This is a genomic window from Sciscionella sediminilitoris, assembly GCF_000737195.2.
GTDB classification, from domain to species: Bacteria; Actinomycetota; Actinomycetes; order Mycobacteriales; family Pseudonocardiaceae; genus Sciscionella; species Sciscionella sediminilitoris.
The window spans coordinates 182,181-201,544 of sequence record NZ_JALM01000013.1 but is presented as its reverse complement, the minus strand read 5'-3'; the positions used below and the strand labels follow the sequence as shown (position 1 = coordinate 201,544).

The following is a 19,364-nucleotide window of genomic DNA, read 5'->3' as shown; positions in this document are numbered from 1 at the left end:
GGTGCCTGGCGCTAGTGCCGTTGATGTAGGTGTTGGTCAGGATGCGGTACAGCCACGCCTTGAGGTTGGTACCGCGGCGGAACGAGGCGAACGCGGAGTACGCCTTCAGGTAGGTCTCCTGCACGAGGTCCTCGGCATCCGCCGGATTGCGGGTCATCCGCAGCGCGGCCGAGTAGAGCTGATCGAGCAGCGGCATCGCGTCGCGCTCGAACCGCGCCGCCCGCTCCTCGGGTGACTCCTGCGGCTCCTCCTCGGACACCGCCTCATTCACGGCCGGTTCGGTGACCGCCGTCGCCTCGTGTTCTTCGGCACTAGCGCCAGGCACCTGGCTCCCTCCGATTGCACTCCCTGTGCTCGTTTCGGGGCCTGCCTCGGCCCTCGCGGCCAAGGGTACTCGCCGTGGTCGCGGCGCCGTGCACGTGCGCGATCCGCTCGCCAGTTCGGTCATCACGTGTGCGGAAACGCCGGACCGGCCGCGCGCATTCCCGCTCCCACCGGCTGGCATGCACGTCCTACAGTACGGACATGGCGGGAAAGGCTACGCAGGCCACGAAGGTGCTCGACCGCGCGCGGCTGCACTACGCGCTGCACGGTTACACGGTCGAACAGGACGGCGAGTCCTATGGGGCCGAGGCCGCGGCCGCGCTGGGCATCGAGCCGGAACGGATGTTCAAGACGCTGGTCGCCGAGGTGGACGGGACGCTGCGGATCGGGGTCGTCCCGGTCTCCGGCAAGCTCGACCTCAAGGCGCTCGCCGCCGCGGCCGGGGGCAAGCGGGCGCGGATGGCCGAGGTCCCGGACGCGCAGCGGGCCACCGGCTATGTGGCGGGCGGGATCGCCCCGCTCGGGCACCGCCAGCGCATCCCGGTGACCGTGGACGAGTCCGCGCTGGTCTTCCCCACGATCTACTGCAGCGCGGGCCGGCGGGGGCTGTCCATGGAACTGGCCCCCGCCGACCTGGTGCACGCCGCCGGGGCGAACACCGCCCCGATCGCCGGCTGACGGAACTACAGCGCTACAGCGCCTTGGCGAGCCGGTCCGCCAGGATGTTGGCGAACCTGGCCGGTTCCCGCACCTCGCCGCCCTCGGCGAGCAGCGCCATGCCGTAGAGCAGTTCGGCGGTCTCGGCGAGGCCCTCGGCGCCGTTGTCCTCCTCGTATGCCTTGCGCAGCCCGGTGACCAGTGCATGCTTCGGGTTGAGCTCGAGGATGCGCTTCACGGTGGGGATCTCCTGCCCCATCGCGCGGTACATCTTCTCCAGGGTCGGCGAGACGTCGAAGGTGTCCCCGACGATGCAGGCCGGGGAGCTGGTCAGCCGGGAGGACAGCCGGACCTCCTTCACCTCGGCGTCCAGCTGGCCCTGCATCCAGGTGAGCAGATCGGCGTACTCCGCGCGCTCGCCCTCGGTGTCCGAGTCCTCGGAGTCCTCCAGGTCCACCTCGCCCTTGGCGATCGACTGGAACTGTTTTCCGTCGAATTCGCCGACCGAACCGACCCACATCTCATCGACCGGATCGGTGAGCAGCAGCACCTCGCGGCCCTTTTCCCGGAACGCCTCCATGTGCGGGGAATTCTCGATCTTGGCGCGCGATTCACCGGTGATGTAGTAGATCTGCTCCTGACCTTCGGGCATGCGCTCGATGTATTCCCGGAGCGTCGTCTGCTTTTCCGCGTCCTCGGTCGAGTCGAACGAGGAGCATTCCAGGATCAGCTCGCGGTTCTCGGTGTCGTCGAGCAGCCCCTCCTTGAGCGCCTTACCGAACTGCTCCCAGAACGTGGTGTAGCGCTCCGGATTCTCGGTCATCATCTCCTTGATGGTGCCGAGTACCTTTTTCACCAGGCGCCTGCGCACCGCGCGGATCTGGCGGTCCTGCTGGAGAATCTCCCGGGACACGTTGAGCGAGAGATCCTGCGCGTCCACGACGCCCTTGATGAACCGGAGGTATTCCGGCATCAGCGCCTCGCAGTCGTCCATGATGAACACGCGCTTGACGTAGAGCTGCACACCGCGCTTGCGTTCCCGCATGAAAAGGTCGAACGGCGCCTGCGCGGGAATGAACAGCAGCGCCTGGTATTCGAAGGTCCCCTCCGCCTTCATGTGAATGGTCTCGAGCGGATCGAGGAAATCGTGGCTGATGTGCTTGTAGAATTCCTTGTATTCGCTTTCCTCGACCTCGTCACGGGAGCGTGCCCACAGCGCCTTCATCGAGTTGAGCGTTTCGACCTCGGTCGATTTCTCGCCCTCGGAATCGGTCTTCTCCACCGTCATGCGAATCGGCCAGGAGATGAAGTCCGAGTACTTCTTGACGATGTCGCGCAGCACCCGCTCCTGGGTGTAGTCGCGCATCTGGTCTTCCTCGTCGGCCGCCTTCAGGTGCAGCGTGACCGAGGTCCCCTGGGTTGCGGAATCCACCGTCTCCACGGTGTAGGTGCCCTCTCCGGAGGACTCCCAGCGGGTCGCTTCGGTCTCCCCCGCCTTGCGGGTCACCAGGGTGACCTTGTCCGCGACCATGAAGCTCGAGTAGAAGCCGAGGCCGAACTGCCCGATCAGCTCCTGCGCGGCCGCCTCCGTCTTGCCCGATTCCTGCGCGGCGCGCAGCTCGGCGAGCAGTTCCGCGGTCCCGGACTTCGCGATCGTGCCGATCAGGTCCACAACCTCGGCGCGGGACATCCCGATGCCGTTGTCGGTGACGGTGAGGGTGCGCGCCTCCGGATCGGCGGACAGCTCGATGTGCGGATCACTCGTGTCCACCTCGAGGTCCTTGTCCTGATACGAGGCGAGGCGCAGTTTGTCGATCGCGTCCGAGGCGTTGGAGACCAGCTCACGGAGGAAGGTGTCCTTGTTCGAGTAGATCGAATGGATCATCAACTGCAGCAGCTGCCGCGACTCCGCCTGGAATTCGATCGTCTCTGCCTGCGGGCTCACTTGAAGTTCCCTCCATTGACTTGCGAAAAAATCATGACCACCAGTGCCGGCGATTATAGGACGGGCAGGGTCCGCTCGAGCCATTCACCGATCACCCTGGCGACCCCCGCGGTGTCCGCCTTGAGCGAATGATCCCCGGCAAGGGTCGCCAGCTCGGTCCGGCCACGGGCCACCGGACGGCCGAACGGGTCCCGCTCGCCCTGCACGACGAGGGCGGGCACCTCGACCCCGTCCAGTTCCTCCTGTCTGCTGCGCTCCGGTTTCCCCGGCGGGTGCTCCGGAAACGCGAGGCAGAGCACCGCCGCGGCCCCGCCTTCGGCGGCCGTGCGGCAGGCCACCCGGGCCCCGGAGGACCGCCCGCCGAACAACATCGGCAGCTCATCGCCGCGCAGCTGCCCGGCGACGGCGAGCCAGGCGGCGTCGAGCTGACGGGCCGGGGCCGGGGCGCGCCGTCCCGCGACCCGATAGGGCTGCTCCACCTGCGCGACGCTCACCCCGGCGGCGAGCGCGGCCTCGGTGGCCGCGATCAGATCGGGTGCGCCGAAACCGCCACCCGCCCCGTGGCCGAGCTGCAGCAGGGCACGAGGGCGCTCGGCCTCGTGCCGGTACACCCGTGCCGGACCGTGCGGGGTCTCGATCTCGGTCCCTGTCTCACTCATGGTTGCTCGAACAGGCTCGCCGGTGCTTCCGGTTCGTGCCGCTCGACCAGCGCGGCGCCGTTGTTGCGCACGCTGTTCACCCGCGCGCTCACCGGGCGCAGCTCGAGCTGTTCGGCATAGCCGGTGTCGGGGTGCCGCAACAGCTCGGTCACATCCCTGCTGTCCGGATCCAGCCAGTGCGCGAGCGCGTCCTCGGGAAGTACGAGTGGCATCCGGTCGTGGATCTCGGTGAGCGCCCCGGTCGCCGCCGTGGTGAGCACGGCGGCGGTCAGCAACAGGCCACCGTCGGGGGCGTGCCAGGCAGCCCAGATCCCGGCCATGGCCAGGCTCGCGCCGTCCTGGCGGGTCATGAAATACGGCTGCTTGACGAGCTTGCCGTGTTCGTCGAGGTCCTTGCGCCACTCGTACCAGCCGTCCGCGGGCAGCACACAGCGCCTGCTCGCCAGGGAAGCCTTGAACGCCGACTTCTCGTGCACCGATTCGGCGCGCGCGTTGATCATCCGCGCGGCGCCCTTCGTGTCCTTGGCCCAGTGCGGGACCAGACCCCAGCGCAGCACCCGCAGCGAGCGCTGCACCGCGGACGGATCCGCGACCCCGTGCTCATCGCGCGGATGCCGGTCGAGCACCGCGACGACCGGATCGGTCGGGGCGATGTTGTAGTTCTCCGAAGGCCCCTGCTCCCCGGTCCGGTCCACCGCGGCGAACTCGTTCGCCAACATCGCCGGGCTCTTCGCGGCCGCGTACCTGCCACACACATTTCCATCGTGGCACGTGGCGACCTGTCGCGGCGAGCATGGGATCATGTGCCCATGCAGACCGCATGGCCAGCCCCGACCGCACCGGCACCGGTACGCGCGACGGTGACCGTCCCCGGTTCGAAGTCGATCACCAACCGGGCGCTGCTGCTCGCCGCCGCGACCGCGGGCACCTCCACCGTCTCCGGGGCGCTGCGCAGCAGGGACACCGAGCTGATGCTGGACGCTCTGCGCGGGCTCGGGGTGGACTGCGCCGGTGCGGACACCGAACTGACCGTGACATCCACCGGAACCCCCTCGGCCCCGGCCGCCGTCGACTGCGGGCTCGCCGGAACCGTGATGCGGTTCGTTCCGCCGTTCGCCGCACTCGCCGAGGGCGCGGTGACCTTCGACGGAGACCCCTACGCGCGGCAGCGCCCGCTCGGCACGGTGCTCGACGCGCTGCGCGAACTCGGCGCCCGGATCGAGGGCTCGGCGCTGCCGTTCACCATCACGGGGGCGGGCACTCTGGCCGGCGGCGAGGTCACCATCGACGCCTCGGCCTCCTCCCAGTTCGTCTCCGGGCTGCTGTTGTCCGCGCCCCGGTTCGAGAAGGGCATCGTGGTGCGCCACGACGGCAAACCGGTCCCCTCGCTGCCGCACATCGACATGACGGTGGCGATGCTGCGCGAGGCAGGGGCCGAGGTGGACGACGGTGAGCCGAACACCTGGCGGGTGGAGCCCGGAGCGCTGCGCCCCCGGGGCTGGGTGGTCGAACCGGACCTGTCCAACGCGACACCGTTCCTCGCCGCGGCCGCCGCGACCGGCGGCAGCGTCACCGTTCCCGGCTGGCCCGCCGAGACCACGCAGCCGGGCCAGGGCATCCGGGCGATCCTGGAGCAGATGGGGGCGAGCGTGCGGTTCGCCGAGGGCGCGCTCACCGTGACCGGTCCGCGCGCGCTGTCCGGGGTGGATGTCGACCTGCACGAGATCGGCGAGCTCACCCCGACCGTCGCCGCGCTGGCCGCGCTCGCCCGGACCCCGTCCGAACTGCGCGGGATCGCACACCTGCGCGGGCACGAGACCGATCGCCTCGCCGCGCTCGCCGCCGAGATCCGCGGGCTCGGTGGCGTGGTGCACGAGCGCGAGGACGGGCTGCGCGTGGAGCCCGCCCCGCTGCACGGCGGTGCCTGGCACGCCTACGACGACCACCGCATGGCCACGGCAGGGGCGATCGTCGGGCTGGTGGTGCCCAGGGTGGACATCGACGACATCGGTTCCACGGCCAAGACGATGCCCGAGTTCCCGAAGCTGTGGCGGGGCATGCTCGCGTGAAGAACCGGGACTGGCGCTCGATCGACGAGTCCGATGTGCGGGTTCGCCCCTCCAAGGGCACCCGTCCCCGTTCCAAGCGCCGTCCCGAGCACGCCGACGCGGTACCCGCCCTGGTCACCACGGTCGACAGGGGCCGCTGGTCCTGTGCCGTGGACGCCAAGCAGGACCGGGAGGTCGCCGCGATGCGGGCCCGCGAGCTCGGCAGGACCCCGATCGTGGTCGGTGACCGGGTGGACCTGGTCGGCGATACCTCCGGGCGCCCGGGCACCCTGGCCAGGATCGTGCGGGTGGCCGAACGGTCCAGCGTGCTGCGCCGCACCGCCGATGACACCGATCCCTATGAACGGGTCGTGGTGGCCAATGCCGAGCAGCTGGTGATCGTGACCGCGCTGGCCGATCCACCGCCGCGCGCCGGGTTCATCGACCGCTGCCTCGTGGCCGCCTACGCGGGCGGGCTGCGGCCGCTGCTCTGCCTGACCAAGTCCGATCTCGCCGACGCGGACGAGCTGCGCGGCGCCTATGCCGAGCTCGAGGTACCCACCGTGGTCACCCGCGCCGACCGGGAGAACACCGAGCTGGCCGAGGCCCTGCACGGCACTGTCTCCGCACTCGTCGGGCATTCCGGGGTGGGCAAGTCCACCCTGGTCAACCAGCTCGTGCCGGATGCCGACCAGCGCATCGGCGCGGTCAGCGCGGTCGGCAAGGGGCGGCACACCTCGGTCGCAGCGCTCGCCCTCCCGCTGCCCGGCGGCGGATGGGTCGTGGACACTCCCGGCGTGCGCTCCTTCGGGCTCGCGCACGTCACCCCCGAGGACATTCTCACCGCCTTCGAGGAGTTCGCCGAGGCCGCCGAGGAGTGCCCGCGCGGCTGCGGCCACCTCGGCCCGCCCGGCGATCCGGGCTGCGTGCTGGACTCGATCGTCACCGAGGGCAATGGCAGTCACGGAAGGTTGCTTTCTCTGCGCAGGCTGCTCGCGTCCCGGGCGGGCGTTGCCGGATAATGGTAGGGTCCCGCTCGGTTGTCTTTGGTTAATCGGCAATTCTCGAACACTGTCATAGCGGAGCCGATAGGAAGATAAATGGTGCGCAAACGGGGACTCACGATCGGCGCGGGAATAGCCACACTCGCCCTGCTGGCCGGCTGTGGATCAGCGAATGAAAACGCCATGCAACATCCGGGAAACAATGCCGCGAACGCCGATCTGAGCAACACGTTCCGGGATGTCACCACCTTGGTCGACACGGTTTCCTACAAGCAGAACACCGCGAAGACGAGCAAGGTGAAGCTGTCCGGGAACGTGATGGGCCAGCAGCTCACCGGACAGGGCGCGATCGACCTGTCGAACATCGGCTCCCCGGCGATGAACATGACCGTGAACGCCATCGGCAAGCAGATGAGCATGGTCTTCAAGGACAAGGCGATGTACGTGCACCTGCCCGAATCCGAGCGCGCGGCCGCGGACAAGTCCTGGGCGAAGATCGATGCGAATGGCAACGATCCGCTTTCCAAGACCATGGGCAAGATCTTCACGCAAATGGGCGATTCCGCGGATCCTTCGAAAACACTCGAACGGATTAAATCAACCGGACGTCTCATGGGCGCCAAGCAGGAAAACGTTAACGGCCAGCGAACCACGCATTACACCATTCGGATGGATACGCGGAAGCTTTTCAAACAGCAGGTCGACGAGTTGAGCAAATCACTCGGAAGCGGTATTCCGAAGCAGGCGGAACAGGAACTGAACAAATCCACCGCGCGCATGCCGAAAACCATGCCCGCCGATCTGTGGCTGAACGACGGACAGCTGCCGGTCAAGTTCACCATGACGCTGCCCTCGGCAAATACGGTCGGTGGCCATGCCACACCGGTAAAAGTGAACGCGAATTACTCCGACTGGGGTAAACCGGTCAGCATTCAGGCGCCCGGCAAGGACCAGGTGACGGACTTCGGCGCGATGCTGCGTGCCGAACTCGGCAAGCTGTCCATGGCCATGCCGCGCGGCGGCAAGTAACCCCCGGGTCCCTCAGGACGGGCCGTGCTCGAACAGCTCGAGGAAGAACGGGAGCTCCTGCGGGGCGTACCAGGACAGCTCGTGGTCCTCGGCGGAGCCGACCGCGAATTCGGCGTCCCCGTCCCCGAGATCGGCCGCGTCGATGACCTCGGCGGCCTTCGCCACATCCCCTTCGGCCTCCGCATCGTCCACGTGCACCGCGGCCACCGTGCTCAGCGCGACGGGACCGGTGAGCCGGACCGCGGCGAGGTCCAGATCGGCGCGCGGGGTGGCGTCCTCGACATCCGCGGCGATCACCGCCCGGCGCCGGGGCGTCTCCTCCTCGGCGGACAACAGCCGCAACGCGGCCCGCGCCGCCTCGAGCAGCGCCGCGTACTCCAGCTCCTCGGTGTTGCCCGAGGTGTAGGACTCGCGCAACGCCGGAGTGAGCGCGAAGGCGGTGCCGCCGACCGCGGTCAGCTCGGTCTTGTCCACCAGTTCGCGCAGCATCGGGATGGTCGCCGGCAGGTAGATTCGCATTTCGGTCCTGTCCTTGTTCGGTATCAGTTCGTCAGTTCCGCGGATTCCAGCTCGGCCGTTCGCCGGTGCAGCTCGCCCAGTTCCGCCTCGAGCAGCCCGGCGAGCTCGCCGACATCGGCCAGCGCGGCACGATCGGCGTTGAGTCCGAAGTAGACACCGCCGTCGTAGGAGCTCACTCCGATCGCGAGGGCCTGGTTGCGCAGCAGCGGAACGACCGGGTACATCTCCACCATCCGCGCACCCGCGGCATAGAGCGGGACCTGCGGGCCGGGGACATTGGTGATCACCAGATTGAACACGTGCCTGGTGAACCCGCTCGCGGTGCGGGAGCCGAGCGCGTGCAGGGTCGCCGGTGCGAGCCCGTGCGCGTGCAACAGGACCCGCGCCGCCACCGAGTGTCCCGATTCGGTGTGCGCCCGCAGCTGGTTGCGCACCTGGCGCAGCCGACCGAGCGGATCCGGCTCACCGACCGGGAGATCGACCAGATAGGGAGTCACCGTCTCGTCGTCGTCCTCGTTCGTGGACAGCGGGACGAGCGCGCGCACCAGACTGCCCGGATCCAGCGGTTCCCCGCGGCCGGTGAACCAGCTCCGCAGTGCCCCGGCGACCACGGCGAGCACCACGTCGTTGACCGTGGCGCCGACCCGTTCGGCGATGTCCCGGTAGGCGCCCAGTTCCGTGGCGCCGGTGGCGAACCTGCGGTGCGGACCGAGGGCGGTGTTCAGCGGCGAACCGGGCGCGGGGCGGGTCAGCGCACTGCGGAGCGCACCGAGGGTGTCCCGGCATTTGCGCACGCTCGCGGCGAGGTCCCCGACCGCGAGCCGGGCGGTGTCCAGCAGCTCGACCGGACTGGCCAGTGCCTCGCGCAGGGCGTCGAGCAGCAACCGGGGCCCGCTCGGCGCGGACCGGGGTGACCAGGACCAGCCCGCCTCGGCGCGTTCGCGCGGACCGGGATCGAGGATGGCCTGGCCGATCTCGATCGCGTCGATACCGTCCACGAGGGCGTTGTGCGTCTTGGTGATGATCGCCAGCCGGTCCTCGGCAAGGCCTTCGACGAGATAGACCTCCCACAGCGGGCGTTCCCGGTCCAGCGGCCGGGACATGAGGCGTCCGGTGAGCTCGCGCAACTGCTCTGCCGAGCCCGGCTTGGGCAGCGCGGAACGGCGCACGTGGTAGGTGATGTCGAACCGCTCGTCGTCCACCCACACCGGGCGGGCCAGCTGCAGCGGTACCTCGAGGACCCGCTGCCGGTAGCGCGGGATCAGGGCGAGCCGCCGCTCCACCAGATCGACGAGCGATTCGTAGTCGAAGCCGGTGCGCGGGCGCGCGAACACCGCGACACTGCCGATGTGCATCGGGGTCGCCGGGTCCTCGGCGAAAAGCAGCGAGGCGTCGAACGCGCTGAGCCGGTCGGGCATGGGACCGATCGTCGCACATCCGCGCAGCACGGCGCCCCGAGCCACCAGCGACGCCGCCTGGGAGACTGACCGGCGTGACCGACAAGCAGCGCTCGCCCCGGGACCGGTTCCTGACCGTCTACGGGCGTAAACCCGTGCTCGAAGCACTCGGTGATCCGGAACTGACCGTGGACAAGGTGGTGCTCGCCGAGACCGCGCGCGGGGAACCGGTGCGCACCATCCGCGCGGCCGCCCGCGAGCGCGGGGTCCCGGTGCACAGCGCGAGCGAACACCGGGTCAAGGTGCTCGCCGGGAACGGAAAGCAGGACCAGGGTGTGCTCGCCGATGTGCTCGCCCCGCGGATGCGCCCGCTCGCCGAGGCGCTCGAGCCGGGGAACGGGCGGCTGGGCCCGGTGCTGCTGCTGGACGGGATCACCACCCCGGCGAATGTCGGCATGATCCTGCGCACCGCGACCGCGGCGGGCCTCGCGGGGATCGTGGTGCCGCACAAGGGCGTCGCCTCGCTCGATCCGCTGGTGGTCAAGGCCTCGGCCGGGATCGCCTTCCACGCGCCGATCCTGCGCGCCCCGACCGCGGCCGATGCCGCCGAGCAGCTTTCCGAGGCCGGGTACCGGCTGTTCGGGCTCGCCTCGGACGGGCCGGAAGGGCTGTTCGAGGCCGGGTTCCCGGACCGCGTGGCGTTCGTGCTCGGCGGCGAGACCTCCGGGGTTTCCACCGCCGTGCGCGCGCACATCGGTGACTGGCTCTCGATTCCGATGCCCGGTGCGGCCGAATCGCTGAACGTCTCCGCGGCCGCCGCCGTGCTGTGCTTCGAACTGGTGCGCCGGGATCACACCGGCGGGTGAGTTCTGTCCGGACCTGTGCCGCGCTCCGCACTGTGCATGCGTACCGGATCGCGCCACGGGAAAGGGAGGTTCACCGTGTTCGCCATACCCCGACCACGACCACGAAGACTGCTCGCCGAGGCTCCCAACGGTGAGCCCGAGGCCGGTCGCCTCGGCGCCGCCGACCCACCCGGCGCGGACGGGCCCGGTTTCCCGGCCGCGGTCCGCCCGCTCGACCGCCGTTTCCCCGGGCAGCGCACCCTGGCCGCGCTGCTGCGGGCGCTGCTCGAGGTGCTCGACGGCCGCCGCCCACTCGGCGCGCTGGGGAACCGGGCCTTCGACGGGCTGCTCGCTCCCGCGGTGACCGCGGGAATCACGAACCGCATCCGCACCAGGGGGTTCAGCGCGGAGCGGATGCTCACCGGGCTCGCCTTCGCGATGACCCACCGGGCGAACGCGCTGGAGATCTGGGGCAGCGCGCGGGAACCCGCTTCCGGGCGGACGGTCGCGCTCGCCGCGCGCGTCGAACTGTGCGGTGCACACCTTCCCTGGTGGTGCACCGCCTTCACGGTGCTGGACTGAGCGGCGCCGGAACGAACGAAGCGGTACCGCGGGAGCGTGCTCCCGCGGTACCGCCTGGCCGAACCCGGATCAGCCGCGCTTGGCGGCCTTCTTCTGCTTCTTCGCCCGCTCGCGCTCGGCGGCGCGCCGCTCCCGGCGGGTGACGCCGCCCTGCTCGTCCTCGTCGTCCCCGCGGCTGTGCCGTGCCTCGGCCTGCCCGTCCTCGTTCGGCCCGGACAGGGTCAGCTGCGATTCGGCGGGCTCGTCGAGACCTTTGCCGCGCAGTGCGGGAGGAACCTGGCTCTCCTCGGCAGCGGGCGCCGCGCCCTGCTGCTGCGCGGCCTGGCCCTCTTCGCCTTCGGCGGCCTCGACCTGGAGGTTGAACAGGAAGCCGACCGATTCCTCCTTGAGGCCCTCGAGCATGCCGTTGAACATGTCGTAGCCCTCGCGCTGGTACTCGATCAGCGGATCGCGCTGCGCCATCGCGCGCAGGCCGATGCCCTCCTTGAGGTAGTCCATCTCGTAGAGGTGTTCGCGCCATTTGCGGTCCAGCACGGACAGCAGCACCCGCCGTTCGAGTTCGCGCATCGCGCCCTCGCCGACCATGCCGTCGATCTCGGACTCGCGCTCCTGGTAGGCCCGCTGCGCGTCGGAGACGATCACCTCGCGCAGCGACTCCGGGGTGAGGTCGTCCAGGTTGCCGGTTTCCTCGTCAGCCACGCCCTCGGTCAGCTTCTCGTGGTCGAGCGAGATCGGGTACAGGGTGCGCAGCGCGGACCACAGCTGCTCGAGGTCCCAGTCCTCGGCGTACCCGTCACTGGTTGCGCCGCTCACGTAGGCGGTGACCACATCGGTGACCATGTGCCGGATCTGCTCCTGCAGATCCTCGCCCTCGAGGACCCGGCGGCGCTCGGTGTAGATGACCTTGCGCTGCTCGTTCATCACCTCGTCGTACTTGAGCACGTTTTTGCGGATCTCCATGTTCTGCGCCTCGACCTGGGTCTGCGCGCTCTGGATGGCCTTGGAGACCCGCTTGGAGGTGATGGCCATGTCGTCCGGGGTGTTCAGCCAGTTCATGATGCTCTCGACCAGCTGCGCGTTGAACCGGCGCATGAGCTCGTCGGTCAGCGAGAGGTAGAACTTCGACTCACCGGGGTCACCCTGACGCCCGGAGCGGCCGCGCAGCTGGTTGTCGATGCGCCGGGACTCGTGCCGTTCGGTGCCCAGCACGTACAGCCCGCCGGCCTCGCGGACCTCCTCGGCCTCGGCCTTCACCGAGTCCTTGGCCTTCTCCAGCTCCGCGGGGTAGGCCTGCTGCCACTGGTCGAGGTGCTCGACCGGGTCGAGACCGCGCTCACGCAGCGCCCGCTCGGCGATCGTCTCGGGGTTCCCGCCGAGCATGATGTCGGTACCACGACCGGCCATGTTGGTGGCCACGGTGACCGCACCCTTGCGCCCGGCCTCGGCCACGATCAGCGCCTCGCGATCGTGGTGCTTCGCGTTGAGCACCTCGTGCGGCACCTTGCGCTCCACGAGCAGCTTGGAAAGGTACTCGGAGCGCTCGACCGAGGTGGTGCCGATCAGCACCGGCTGGCCCTTCTCGTAGCGCTCGGCGATGTCGTCGGCGACCGCGGCGAACTTGACCTCCTCGGTCTTGTACACCACGTCCTTGCCGTCCTTGCGGACCATCGGCCGGTTGGTCGGGATGCTGACCACGCCCAGCTTGTAGGTCTGGTGGAACTCGGCAGCCTCGGTCTGCGCGGTACCGGTCATCCCGGAGAGCTTGTCGTAGAGCCGGAAGAAGTTCTGCAGGGTGATCGTGGCCAGCGTCTGGTTCTCGGCCTTGATCTCCACGTGCTCCTTGGCCTCGATGGCCTGGTGCATGCCCTCGTTGAACCGCCGCCCGGCGAGCACCCGGCCGGTGAACTCGTCCACGATGAGCACCTCGCCGTTGCGGACGATGTACTCCTTGTCCTTCTTGAACAGCTCCTTGGCCTTGAGCGCGTTGTTCAGGTAGCCGACCAGCGGGGTGTTCGCGGACTCGTAGAGATTCTCGATGCCGAGCTGGTCCTCGACGAAGGTCACCCCGGCCTCGGTGACACCCACGGTGCGCTTGCGCTCGTCCACCTCGTAGTGCAGGTCCTTGCTCATCAGCGGGGCGAGCCTGGCGAACTCGGTGTACCAGCGCGCGGACTGCTCGGCGGGCCCGGAGATGATCAGCGGAGTACGCGCCTCGTCGATGAGGATCGAGTCGACCTCGTCCACGATCGCGAAGTTGTGCCCGCGCTGCACGCACTCGTCGATGCTCCAGGCCATGTTGTCGCGCAGGTAGTCGAAGCCGAACTCGTTGTTCGTGCCGTAGGTGATGTCGGCCTGGTAGGCGGCGCGCCGCTCCTCGGGCTGCTGCTCGGCCACGATCACCCCGACGGTCAGGCCGAGGAAGCGGTGGATGCGGCCCATCCACTCGGCGTCCCTGGAGGCCAGGTAGTCGTTCACGGTGACGACGTGCACGCCCTTGCCGGAGATGGCGTTGAGGTAGCAGGGCAGCACCGCGGTCAGCGTCTTGCCCTCACCGGTCTTCATCTCGGCCACGTTGCCCAGGTGCAGCGCGGCACCACCCATGAGCTGCACGTCGAACGGCCGCTGGCCGAGCACCCGCTTACCGGCTTCCCGGGCCGTGGCGAAAGCCTCGGGCAGCAGCTGGTCGAGGGTCTCCCCCTCGGCGTAGCGCTCGCGGAACTCCTGGGTCTTCGCGGTGAGCTCGGCATCGCTGAGTCCGGTGAAGTCCTCCTCGATGCTGTTGATGTGCTTCGCGATATTGCTCAGCCGATTGAGCATCCTGCCTTCGCCCGCGCGAAGTACCTTCGAAAGGACCATCAGGTCGACCTCACTCGCTTTCGCCTGTTCACCAGTACAGCCATGCAGCCTTCTCTCGAGCAGTCATGGTAGGCGTCCGGGCAGACCGGAGCCCCCACGGCCCGCAAGGACAACGTGGGGGCTCCGGAAATCGTTCCTCGGGGCGGCTCAGCTCAGCCTGATCACCCCGTAGTCGAAGCCTCGCCTGCGGTAGACGACGCTCGGCCTTCCGGAGGTCACATCCGAGAACAGGTAGAAGTCGTGACCGACCAGTTCCATCTCGTAAAGTGCCTGGTCAACGGTCATCGGCTCGGCGGAATGCTGCTTCTCGCGCACGATCCGGCCGGGCAGGTTCTCCTCGTCACCGGCTTCGAGGCGTTGCTGGGGGATCTCCCCGTTCACCTCCTGCTCCCGTGCCGGTGCCTCGAGCACGGCCGTGGCCAGCGCCCCGGCCCGGCCGTCGAACTTGGCGACATCGGGAACCATGCGCGGCATCTCGCCGTTCGTCGCGGCGGCGACCGAGGCCGGGGTGCGCCTGCCGTGATGCACCTTCCGGCGGTCGTGTGCCTTGCGCAACCGCGACTCCAGCTTGGCCACCGATGCGTCGAGCGCGGCGTAGAAATCGCCTGCACACGCCTCGGCGCGGACGGTCGGCCCTTTCCCCCTTGCGGTGATCTGCACTCGCTGGCAGTTCTTCGCCTGCCTGCGGTTGGGCTCGTGAATCAGTTCGACATCGCACCGGATGAACTTCTTGTCGTACCGCTCGAGTCGATCCAGCTTCTCCGCTACGTGCACCCGGTAATGCTCGGGGACCTCCACGTTGCGGCCCTTCACGATGATGTCCATACACGACCTCCATCACTTGGTGCAGGGGCTTTCGAACACCACGCGCTCCGCCTCGGCCGGCTCGGTGGGTTCGAAATCGAATCGGTATGGCGCCGGACCCGTCAGCTCATCGCGGCGTCGGCGCCAGGAACATGGCGGTTCGCCTCCCTCCCGTCGCTGACTTCAGCGATTGCGGTGCACGGTAGTCGGATCGCGGCGGTTTCGACAGCCCCCTGGGAGGCTGAACCACCGTCGATACGCAGCGTGGTTCGCTGCCCGGTGTTCCTCGGCCGGTCCGGATTCCGGCACCCGTTCGTGCGTAGCCGAGCGCCCTCGAGACCATCGATCGGGTGCCCGTTCCGCGTCGCACATCCGACCAACGGACGAGTAGCCGGACGGGTTCCCACCTCGCATTTCACCCGACAGAGTGACGCGTTCACGGTCGTGCCGGTGAGGTCAACGCGAGCGCGGCGACCGGGCGGACCCCGCGCGAACGCAGTGCCCTGGCGCAGGCGGTCACCGTGGCCCCGGTGGTCACCACGTCGTCGAGCAGCACGACCGCCTCTTCGCCGCCGGGCAGGGCTTCCCCGGTCAGCCGGAGATGCCCGGTGAGGTTCGCCAGCCGGGCGCCGCGGTCGAGCCCCACCGAATCGCGCACTCCCCTGGTCAGCGCGAACGGCTCGGCGACCCGTGCACCGTCACCGAGCAGGGCGGCCACCTCCCGTGCGATCCGGCTCATGTGCGCCCCGCCGCGGGCCACCGATGCCCGCCGCGCCGAAGGGGCCGGCACCAGGCACACGGTGCGCCGGTCGGCTCCGTGTTCGGCCGCGCGCACCCCGGGGACCGCGGTGGCGAACACCCCGGCGAGCTCGCGGGCCAGGTCGCGGCGGTTGCGCTCCTTGTAGGCGAGCACGGCGGCCCGGGCGCTGCCGGTGTGCCCGGTGATCGCGTACACGCCGAGCCGGGCGAGCCTGCTCGGGCCGGGCAACCGCACCGGCCGCGCGCATCCGGCCCGGCAACGCGCGCACCAGCCGCTGCCCCGCGCCGCGCAGCCGACGCAGGTGCGCGGCAGGACGAGATCGACGAGTTCGGCGAGCGGCATGCGGTCATGGTGCACCGCGGCACCGACAGTTCCGGCCCGCTCCGCGCTCCCCGCCGGTCAGCCGGGATAGAAGGGATCGGCGCCCTTGCTCGAGGAACCGAGCGGCACCCAGGAGTCCCCGCCCTGGGCCGAGCTGAACGCGGACCCGCTGGCGACCGCGATGAACGGCTGACCGGGGGCGGCCGCGATCCGCTGCACCGGCGGCGACATGTTCGTGGTGGGCAGATTGTGCACGTACAGCCCGTCCGCGCTCACCGTGGCCAGCGAGTCCGCGTTGCGCCCGGAGACCACGACCAGCTGGGTCTGGCTCACCCAGTCCAGATCGCTGACGTTCGTCAGGTTGTAGCCGATCTGGGTGGGCGCGGACAGCTGCGCCTGACCGTCGGCGTTGCGCAGCACCGTGCTCACCACGAGCTTGCCGTCCACGATCGCGGCCGCGTGGATGCCGTCCCTGGACAGTCGCAGATCGCTGATGGCCGCGCCCTTGCCGAACCGGTCGAACAACTGGCTCGCGTCGACCTCGGTGACCTGCCAGCTCTCCCCGTCCCGGTGCAGGCGCAGGATCCGGTGCCCGTCCGCCACGGTCCACACCTCGTAGCCGACCTGGCTCTGCGGGCTGCCCGCGGTCCAGGTCGGCCTGGTGAACTCGGTCTCGGCGAGGTCGGGCACCTCGCGCACGCTCTTGCCGAAGGTGCCGATCCGGATCCGTTCGCGCTTGTCCCGCCCGGCACACACCATGGCGATCTGGTCCCCGTCAAGCGAACGGGCCCCGGAGGCCGCCTGGCAGTCCGAGAGCCCTGCCGTCGCATCGATCTTGCTCGCGTCGTCCTTGCCACCGGCACCCGAATCGGAGGACGGGCTGAAGGACTTGAGCACCCCACCGGCCACGTACAGCGGTCCCGCGTCCTGGGAGGGGGAGAACAGCGAGTACGAGGGCAGGTCCGAGTACTTGTAGTACTGCTTCTTCGGGTCCAGCGGCGCCCCGTCACTGCGCACCTCGATCTGGCCGCCGACCACCCCGCGCAGCGAGCGCACGATCTGCTCGATCATCCCCTTGCGCTGCGTCTCACTCGCCGTGCCGACCGGCGGGAGGTTCACCTCGACCGAGTCCGGATTGGTCGCCTTCACGGTGGCCTGCTGTTCGGAGTCGATGGTGGTGAAGTTGTTGCGCACGGCGGGCTGCAGCGCGGCCGACGGTCCCTGGATGAGGTCGTTCACGATCCGGCTCGCGATCTCGGCTGCCGGGCCACGCGGCAGATAACGCACATCCGGGATCGGGGCCTGCAGCTTCGGCTCCATGAAGTTCAGGGTGACCTGCTGGAAGGCGCGCTGGAAATCGGCGACCCGGATGACCAGCCCGTCCGCGACGGTCCGGATCCGCCACTCGTTGTTCCGGTCCTTCGCGACGGTCATGTTCTGTTCGTAGCTCTGGTCGTTGCCCTGCGCGGCTTGGAAGCTGCCGTCGGCGGCGAGGGTGCCGATCTTGCGGGCGCGCAGCAGCACGCTCTGCTGATTGGGATCGCCGGGCACCTCACCGGGGTTCGGGTTGGTGCTGAAGTCGTTGCCGATCACCGTGATCTGCCTGCCCGGGTTCCAGGTCTTGGCGCGCTCCCCGGCGATGAACGAGCGCGGCACCGCGTGCCCCTTCGTGGTCTGCGCATTGGCCAGGACGAAGGAGCGGACGAGGGCCCACTGGTCCTCACCGGTCTTGGGGCCGTCGATGGTGGGGCCGGTTTCCCCGATGGGCTGGTTCTGCACCGCGACCGGCTGGTTCTCGTCCTGGATACTCGCGCAGCCGGCCAGCAGCAGCGCGACCAGCAGCACCGGAAGCGCCGAGCGCACACCACGTCTCACTGCTCGGTCACCTCCTCGCCCCCAGAACGCGCGGTCACCCGCTCGGGTTCGGTCTCCGGTGCGTCAGGGTGCGCGGATCCGACAGGCGGCAGCCCCACCGGGCTCGCGGTCAGTTCCGCCTCCGGGGTACGGGGCAGGGTGAGCCGGAAACAGGCCCCCTGATCGGGGCGGCCCCACGCCTCGAGCCAGCCACCGTGCAGCCGCGCGTCCTCGAGGCTGATGGCCAGCCCGAGACCGGTGCCGCCGGTACGCCGGTTCCTGGACGGATCGGCCCGCCAGAACCGGTTGAACACCAGCTCCTCCTCCCCGACGCGTAGGCCGACCCCGTAGTCGCGCACGGCGATCGCGACCGCGTCCCGGTCGGCGCGCAGCACCACGCGCACCGGTTTGCCCTCACCGTGATCGACCGCGTTGGCCAGCAGATTGCGCAGGATCCGTTCCACCCGGCGCGCGTCGATCGAGGCCGGGGTCTCGTTCTCCGGGACGTCGAGCACGATCTCGGTCGTGGTGATCCCGGCGATCCCGCGCACCGAATCGGCGGCACTGCGCACCACGCCGAGCACATCGACCGATTCGATGGACAGTTCCTCGACACCCGCGTCCAGCCGGGAGATCTCCAGCAGGTCGGTGAGCAGGGCCTCGAACCGGTCCAGCTCGTCGACCATCAGCTCGGTGGAGCGCGCGAGCCCGCTCGGGAACTGCTCCCGCGAGGCGTAGAGCACGTCGGCGGCCATTCGCACCGTGGTCAGCGGGGTGCGCAGCTCGTGGCTGACATCCGAGGTGAACCGGCGCTGCAACTGGCTGAACTCCTCGAGCCTGCGGATCTGCTCGGCGATGTTGTCCGCCATGGAGTTGTAGGAGTCGCCGAGCCGGGCGACGTCGTCCTCCCCGACCACGCGCATCCGCTCGGAGAAGTCCCCGGTCGCGAACCGGTCGGCGATCTCGGCGGCCTGGCGTACCGGGCGCACGACCTGGCGCAGCACCAGGTTCACGATGCCCGCGAGCAGCAGCACCAGTACGAGTCCGGCCACGAGCACCGCGACCTGCACGATGCTCAGCGTCTGCTTCTCCGAGGTGAGCGGGAACAGCAGATACAGCTGCACCGGGCTGCTCGCACTGGTCAGCGAGGTGCCGACGACGAGGAAGGTGGTCGGCCCGCTGCGTCCGTTCAGGGTGGTGATCTGGGTGGCGGTCGTCCCGCCCTCCACCAGCTGGCGCAGCTTGGATGGCACCTGCGTGGCGTAGGTGCCCACCGGGTCTACCCCGGTCGCCGAGATCACCGGCTCGAACTCACCCGCCCCGGAACGCCCGTCGTGCAGGCTGCCGCCCCGGGCGGACACCAGCTGGTCGAGGGCATCGGAAAGAGACGGGCCGAGGGTGTCCTGGCCCGGGCTGGTCTTGGCGAGGATGTCGCGCAGTTCGCCTGCCGAGGCCGCGGTCTGATCGATCGCCGCCTTGCGCTTGGTGGTGACCAGCTGGTCGGTGATCTGCACCTGCAGCAGCATGCCGAGCACGAACACGACCGCGGCGGAGAGCGCGAGGCAGCTGGTGACCACGCGTACCTGAAGCGAGCGCCGCCAAGCGGTCCCGAACCGCGCCGAGCACCTGCGCGCCCAGGCGGCGAACCGTCTCGCCCGCTCCGTCACCGTCGTCGCCACGATCCCGCTCGGACCAGTCCGCTCACGGCCTCACCTCGCTGGCGCTCGGCTCGGCCGTGCCCAGGCGCTGTATCCATGGTT

17 protein-coding genes are annotated in these 19,364 nt (G+C 69.4%); 6 read left to right on the top strand and 11 right to left on the bottom strand.

The genetic code is table 11. The features are described from left to right. On the bottom strand, window positions 1-325 hold a 325-nt coding region (locus AD72_RS06760), incomplete at its 3' end, for a sigma factor (RefSeq protein ID WP_425480755.1). Window positions 326-525: 200 nt separating this feature from the next. On the opposite strand from AD72_RS06760, the gene ybaK reads away from it, so the two are divergent. After that, window positions 526-1,002, top strand: coding sequence for a Cys-tRNA(Pro) deacylase (ybaK, locus tag AD72_RS06755; protein WP_031465537.1), 477 nt, complete (start codon window positions 526-528; stop codon window positions 1,000-1,002). Window positions 1,003-1,015: 13 nt separating this feature from the next. Here ybaK and htpG read toward each other — a convergent pair whose 3' ends face one another. Genes htpG through AD72_RS06740 form a run of 3 tightly spaced genes read right to left on the bottom strand, consistent with a single transcriptional unit; the run spans window position 1,016 to window position 4,340 of the window. Then, window positions 1,016-2,926: a molecular chaperone HtpG gene (gene htpG, locus AD72_RS06750; protein ID WP_031465536.1), complete on the bottom strand. Its 1,911-nt coding sequence runs from the start codon at window positions 2,924-2,926 to the stop codon at window positions 1,016-1,018. A 53-nt stretch (window positions 2,927-2,979) separates the two neighbouring features. Then, window positions 2,980-3,585, bottom strand: coding sequence for an alpha/beta hydrolase family protein (locus tag AD72_RS06745; protein ID WP_031465535.1), 606 nt, complete (start codon window positions 3,583-3,585; stop codon window positions 2,980-2,982). Further along, window positions 3,582-4,340, bottom strand: a complete 759-nt coding sequence (locus tag AD72_RS06740) for an SOS response-associated peptidase (RefSeq protein WP_031465534.1) — start codon at window positions 4,338-4,340, stop codon at window positions 3,582-3,584. Before AD72_RS06740 ends, AD72_RS06745 begins: the two co-directional genes overlap by 4 nt. Before the next feature lie 54 nt (window positions 4,341-4,394). Here AD72_RS06740 and aroA point away from each other — a divergent pair, with 54 nt between their 5' ends. The 3 genes from aroA (at window position 4,395) to AD72_RS06725 (ending at window position 7,666) form a co-directional block, all read left to right on the top strand. Further along, complete coding sequence (aroA, locus tag AD72_RS06735) at window positions 4,395-5,654, top strand: 3-phosphoshikimate 1-carboxyvinyltransferase (RefSeq protein ID WP_031465533.1); 1,260 nt, start codon at window positions 4,395-4,397, stop codon at window positions 5,652-5,654. Then, on the top strand, window positions 5,651-6,655 hold the full coding sequence (rsgA, locus tag AD72_RS06730; protein WP_031465532.1) for a ribosome small subunit-dependent GTPase A: 1,005 nt from the start codon (window positions 5,651-5,653) through the stop codon (window positions 6,653-6,655). Before aroA ends, rsgA begins: the two co-directional genes overlap by 4 nt. Window positions 6,656-6,733: 78 nt before the next feature. Further along, complete coding sequence (locus tag AD72_RS06725) at window positions 6,734-7,666, top strand: SCO4651 family lipoprotein (protein ID WP_031465531.1); 933 nt, start codon at window positions 6,734-6,736, stop codon at window positions 7,664-7,666. A gap of 12 nt (window positions 7,667-7,678) precedes the next feature. On the opposite strand, the gene AD72_RS06720 is transcribed toward AD72_RS06725, so the two are convergent. Both AD72_RS06720 and AD72_RS06715 read right to left on the bottom strand, forming a co-directional pair. Beyond that, window positions 7,679-8,185, bottom strand: a complete 507-nt coding sequence (locus AD72_RS06720; RefSeq protein ID WP_031465530.1) for a DUF6912 family protein — start codon at window positions 8,183-8,185, stop codon at window positions 7,679-7,681. Between the two features lie 23 nt (window positions 8,186-8,208). Beyond that, window positions 8,209-9,603 carry a WS/DGAT/MGAT family O-acyltransferase gene (locus tag AD72_RS06715; protein WP_037345010.1) on the bottom strand — a complete coding sequence of 465 codons (1,395 nt, stop codon included), beginning with the start codon at window positions 9,601-9,603 and terminating at the stop codon, window positions 8,209-8,211. A 74-nt stretch (window positions 9,604-9,677) separates the two neighbouring features. Here AD72_RS06715 and AD72_RS06710 point away from each other — a divergent pair, with 74 nt between their 5' ends. Further along, on the top strand, window positions 9,678-10,448 hold the full coding sequence (locus tag AD72_RS06710; protein WP_031465528.1) for a TrmH family RNA methyltransferase: 771 nt from the start codon (window positions 9,678-9,680) through the stop codon (window positions 10,446-10,448). A gap of 75 nt (window positions 10,449-10,523) precedes the next feature. After that, the gene (locus AD72_RS36380; RefSeq protein WP_156365068.1) at window positions 10,524-11,009 is read left to right on the top strand and encodes an Rv3235 family protein; all 486 of its coding nucleotides are present in this window, start codon (window positions 10,524-10,526) and stop codon (window positions 11,007-11,009) included. A 69-nt stretch (window positions 11,010-11,078) separates the two neighbouring features. Here AD72_RS36380 and secA read toward each other — a convergent pair whose 3' ends face one another. The 5 genes from secA to mtrB form a co-directional block, all read right to left on the bottom strand. Further along, a complete protein-coding gene (gene secA / locus AD72_RS06700) occupies window positions 11,079-13,865 on the bottom strand; it encodes a preprotein translocase subunit SecA (protein WP_031465526.1) in 2,787 nt (928 codons plus the stop codon). 147 nt (window positions 13,866-14,012) lie between these two features. Then, complete coding sequence (gene hpf, locus AD72_RS06695) at window positions 14,013-14,690, bottom strand: ribosome hibernation-promoting factor, HPF/YfiA family (protein WP_031465525.1); 678 nt, start codon at window positions 14,688-14,690, stop codon at window positions 14,013-14,015. Between the two features lie 415 nt (window positions 14,691-15,105). Continuing rightward, window positions 15,106-15,771 carry a ComF family protein gene (locus tag AD72_RS06690; RefSeq protein WP_031465524.1) on the bottom strand — a complete coding sequence of 222 codons (666 nt, stop codon included), beginning with the start codon at window positions 15,769-15,771 and terminating at the stop codon, window positions 15,106-15,108. Window positions 15,772-15,828: 57 nt separating this feature from the next. Continuing rightward, entirely contained in the window at window positions 15,829-17,625 is a 1,797-nt protein-coding gene (locus AD72_RS06685; RefSeq protein WP_156365067.1) for an LpqB family beta-propeller domain-containing protein, read from the bottom strand. Then, window positions 17,622-19,283, bottom strand: coding sequence for an MtrAB system histidine kinase MtrB (gene mtrB, locus AD72_RS06680; protein WP_037345007.1), 1,662 nt, complete (start codon window positions 19,281-19,283; stop codon window positions 17,622-17,624). Before mtrB ends, AD72_RS06685 begins: the two co-directional genes overlap by 4 nt. Between the last annotated feature and the right edge of the window lie 81 nt (window positions 19,284-19,364).

Excerpts from the sequence above, each read along its gene's own strand:
- hpf (WP_031465525.1), bottom strand. The coding sequence starts at position 14,690 with ATGGACATCATCGTGAAGGGCCGCAACGTGGAGGTCCCCGAGCATTAC.
- aroA (WP_031465533.1), top strand. The coding sequence starts at position 4,395 with ATGCAGACCGCATGGCCAGCCCCGACCGCACCGGCACCGGTACGCGCG.
- AD72_RS06745 (WP_031465535.1), bottom strand. The coding sequence starts at position 3,585 with ATGAGTGAGACAGGGACCGAGATCGAGACCCCGCACGGTCCGGCACGG.
- secA (WP_031465526.1), bottom strand. The coding sequence starts at position 13,865 with ATGGTCCTTTCGAAGGTACTTCGCGCGGGCGAAGGCAGGATGCTCAAT.
- AD72_RS06725 (WP_031465531.1), top strand. The coding sequence starts at position 6,734 with ATGGTGCGCAAACGGGGACTCACGATCGGCGCGGGAATAGCCACACTC.
- AD72_RS06690 (WP_031465524.1), bottom strand. The coding sequence starts at position 15,771 with ATGCCGCTCGCCGAACTCGTCGATCTCGTCCTGCCGCGCACCTGCGTC.
- AD72_RS06715 (WP_037345010.1), bottom strand. The coding sequence starts at position 9,603 with ATGCCCGACCGGCTCAGCGCGTTCGACGCCTCGCTGCTTTTCGCCGAG.
- AD72_RS06720 (WP_031465530.1), bottom strand. The coding sequence starts at position 8,185 with ATGCGAATCTACCTGCCGGCGACCATCCCGATGCTGCGCGAACTGGTG.
- ybaK (WP_031465537.1), top strand. The coding sequence starts at position 526 with ATGGCGGGAAAGGCTACGCAGGCCACGAAGGTGCTCGACCGCGCGCGG.